Below are 2,342 nucleotides of genomic sequence, written 5' to 3'. Positions count from 1 at the left end.
AGGATTTTAAGTCCTTCGTGTCTACCATTCCACCATTCGAGCATCCTTTCAAAGAGAGCGGAAAACGAGACTCGAACTCGCGACCCTAACCTTGGCAAGGTTATGCTCTACCAACTGAGCTATTTCCGCGTTTTTTCAACGGGTGCAAAGATAAGTAGTTTACTTGTTTCTGCCAAATCTTTTCGGAGGAAAGTTTAAAAAACTATCCTCCGAAAGTTTATTTTATCTTCCAAGCAGTGCTTTCTCCGCTTTCTCCATTCCACAAAAGTTGAATCCATCGATCACTTGCTGCATCAATGCGGAGATTTCTGCATTACAGAGGTTACCGATACTACCTTCATGAGTATGGTGTACTTCTTTAGTATGCGAGAATTTACCTGCTTCAATATCCAAACCTACCTTTTTATATGCATCACGGAAAGGCATACCTTCACGTGCCAAACGATTTACCTCTTCCACACTAAAAATAAGAAGGTATTTGTCATCATCAAGAATATGTTCATTTACCTTTATTTCATTCATGATATAGGTTGTCATCTGCAAACAGTCTTTCAATTCCTGAAAAGCTGGAAGGAAAACTTCTTTGATAATCTGCAAATCACGGAAATAGCCGGAAGGCAGATTGTTCGCAATCATCATAATCTGTTGGGGAAGCGATTGCAATTTATTACATTTAGCACGTGTCAGTTCAAACACATCAGGATTCTTCTTATGAGGCATAATGCTGGATCCTGTGGTGCAGTCATCGGGCAACTTGACGAAACCGAAGTTTTGACTATTAAACATACAGGCGTCAAAAGCTAATTTGGAGATTGTTCCGGCAATCGTAGCCAAAGCAAAAGCAACATTGCGCTCCATCTTTCCACGCCCCATTTGAGCATACACAACATTGTAATTCATTGAATCAAAACCTAATAAGTCAGTCGTCATGGTACGGTTCAGAGGAAAAGACGAACCATATCCGGCTGCTGAACCTAACGGATTACGATTACACATTTTAAATGCTGCCTGCAAAAACAGCATATCGTCCATAAGACTCTCGGCGTAGGCACCAAACCACAAGCCAAAAGAAGAAGGCATTGCAATCTGCAGGTGTGTATATCCCGGCATCAAAACGTTTTTATATCGTTCGCTCTGACGGATCAAGACATGAAATAGTTGTTCTACCGCTTCGGCAACCTCTTTAATTTGCGTACGGGTAAAAAGTTTCAAGTCCAACAGAACCTGATCATTTCTGGAACGGCCACTATGTATTTTCTTTCCGATATCACCCAAACGACGGGTCAACATCAATTCTACCTGCGAATGTACATCTTCCACCCCGTCTTCTATCACAAATTCACCTTTTTCGGCCGAGGCATAAATACTCTTCAATTCCACCAGCAACTGGTCCAGTTCTTCTTTTGTCAACAACCCAATGCTTTCAAGCATCGTAATATGAGCCATAGAACCAAGCACATCATGCTTGGCCAAATAAAGATCCATCTCACGATCACGACCTACCGTGAAACGTTCAATATCCTTATTTACCTGTACGGACTTCTCCCAAAGTTTCTGTGCCATAAAAAAAATTTAATATTCAACAACTGCCAACATATCAACCATCTTCTCCAAACCTTCCTGGAGAGGTTTCTGCACCATTGCTTTCATAAATGGATTAAGATCCATTCCGATAGTAACCTTCACTTTACACTCTTCTTCAGCAGTTTCAACCAGTTGAATCCACATATTAAAAGGAAGAGGAGAGTTAGTTGTCGCCAACTTTATACATTTACAAGGATCGCGCTCTACAATTTGCAAAGTCAATTGTCCAATAGGGGAAACACTAAAACTCAACGTGTCCGAATCAAAACTCAAATCCTGCACCTTATCTTTTGGTAAACGGTCTTTGACTGCTTCCAGATTACTTAAATCCGAAAGTTTATTATATACGCGCTCCTGACTGTAAGGTATTACCTTGACACTACTCTCAAAATTACTCATAAACTTCTATTAGTATAAAACAAAAAAAAGAACAATCCGGCCAAATATTGTCCGAACAGTTCTTTTTACCAAATATGTTTGATCAAAAAATGAATCTTATTTTCCAGCATCCCAATGAGCAGGGTCTTTACGCCATTCGTTCAATGTCTGTATGTCTTCTTCTTCAATATAACCTGTACGAAGAGCAACATCAAGTACTGCTTCATAATTGGTCAACGTTACCAAAGTCACCTTCGCATTTTTGAACGCCTCTTCAGCTACTGGGAATCCGTATGTATACGCTGCAACCATGCCAATCACTTCGCAACCATCGCGACGAATTGCTTCAACAGCCTTCAAACTACTACCACCTGTAGAAA

At 40.4% G+C, this 2,342-nt stretch carries 2 protein-coding genes, 1 tRNA gene and 1 pseudogene; all 4 read right to left on the bottom strand.

The annotated features are described in order from the left end of the window. Positions 1-56: 56 nt before the first annotated feature. Positions 57-129, bottom strand: a tRNA-Gly gene (locus ACT8YW_RS22975). Positions 130-222: 93 nt separating this feature from the next. Then, complete coding sequence (gene argH / locus ACT8YW_RS22970) at positions 223-1,563, bottom strand: argininosuccinate lyase (protein WP_004305025.1); 1,341 nt, start codon at positions 1,561-1,563, stop codon at positions 223-225. A gap of 9 nt (positions 1,564-1,572) precedes the next feature. After that, positions 1,573-1,983, bottom strand: a complete 411-nt coding sequence (locus ACT8YW_RS22965) for an SRPBCC family protein (protein WP_444107255.1) — start codon at positions 1,981-1,983, stop codon at positions 1,573-1,575. Positions 1,984-2,079: 96 nt separating this feature from the next. After that, positions 2,080-2,342: pseudogene (locus ACT8YW_RS22960) on the bottom strand (orotate phosphoribosyltransferase); the annotation flags it as partial.

Source organism: Bacteroides sp. (assembly GCF_052357945.1).
Lineage (GTDB): Bacteria > Bacteroidota > Bacteroidia > Bacteroidales > Bacteroidaceae > Bacteroides.
Note: the sequence above shows the minus strand (reverse complement) of the source record. Positions and strands in the feature narration are given on the sequence as shown.

Coding starts and splice junctions, on each gene's coding strand:
- ACT8YW_RS22965 (WP_444107255.1), bottom strand. CDS start 1,983: ATGAGTAATTTTGAGAGTAGTGTCAAGGTAATACCTTACAGTCAGGAG.
- argH (WP_004305025.1), bottom strand. CDS start 1,563: ATGGCACAGAAACTTTGGGAGAAGTCCGTACAGGTAAATAAGGATATT.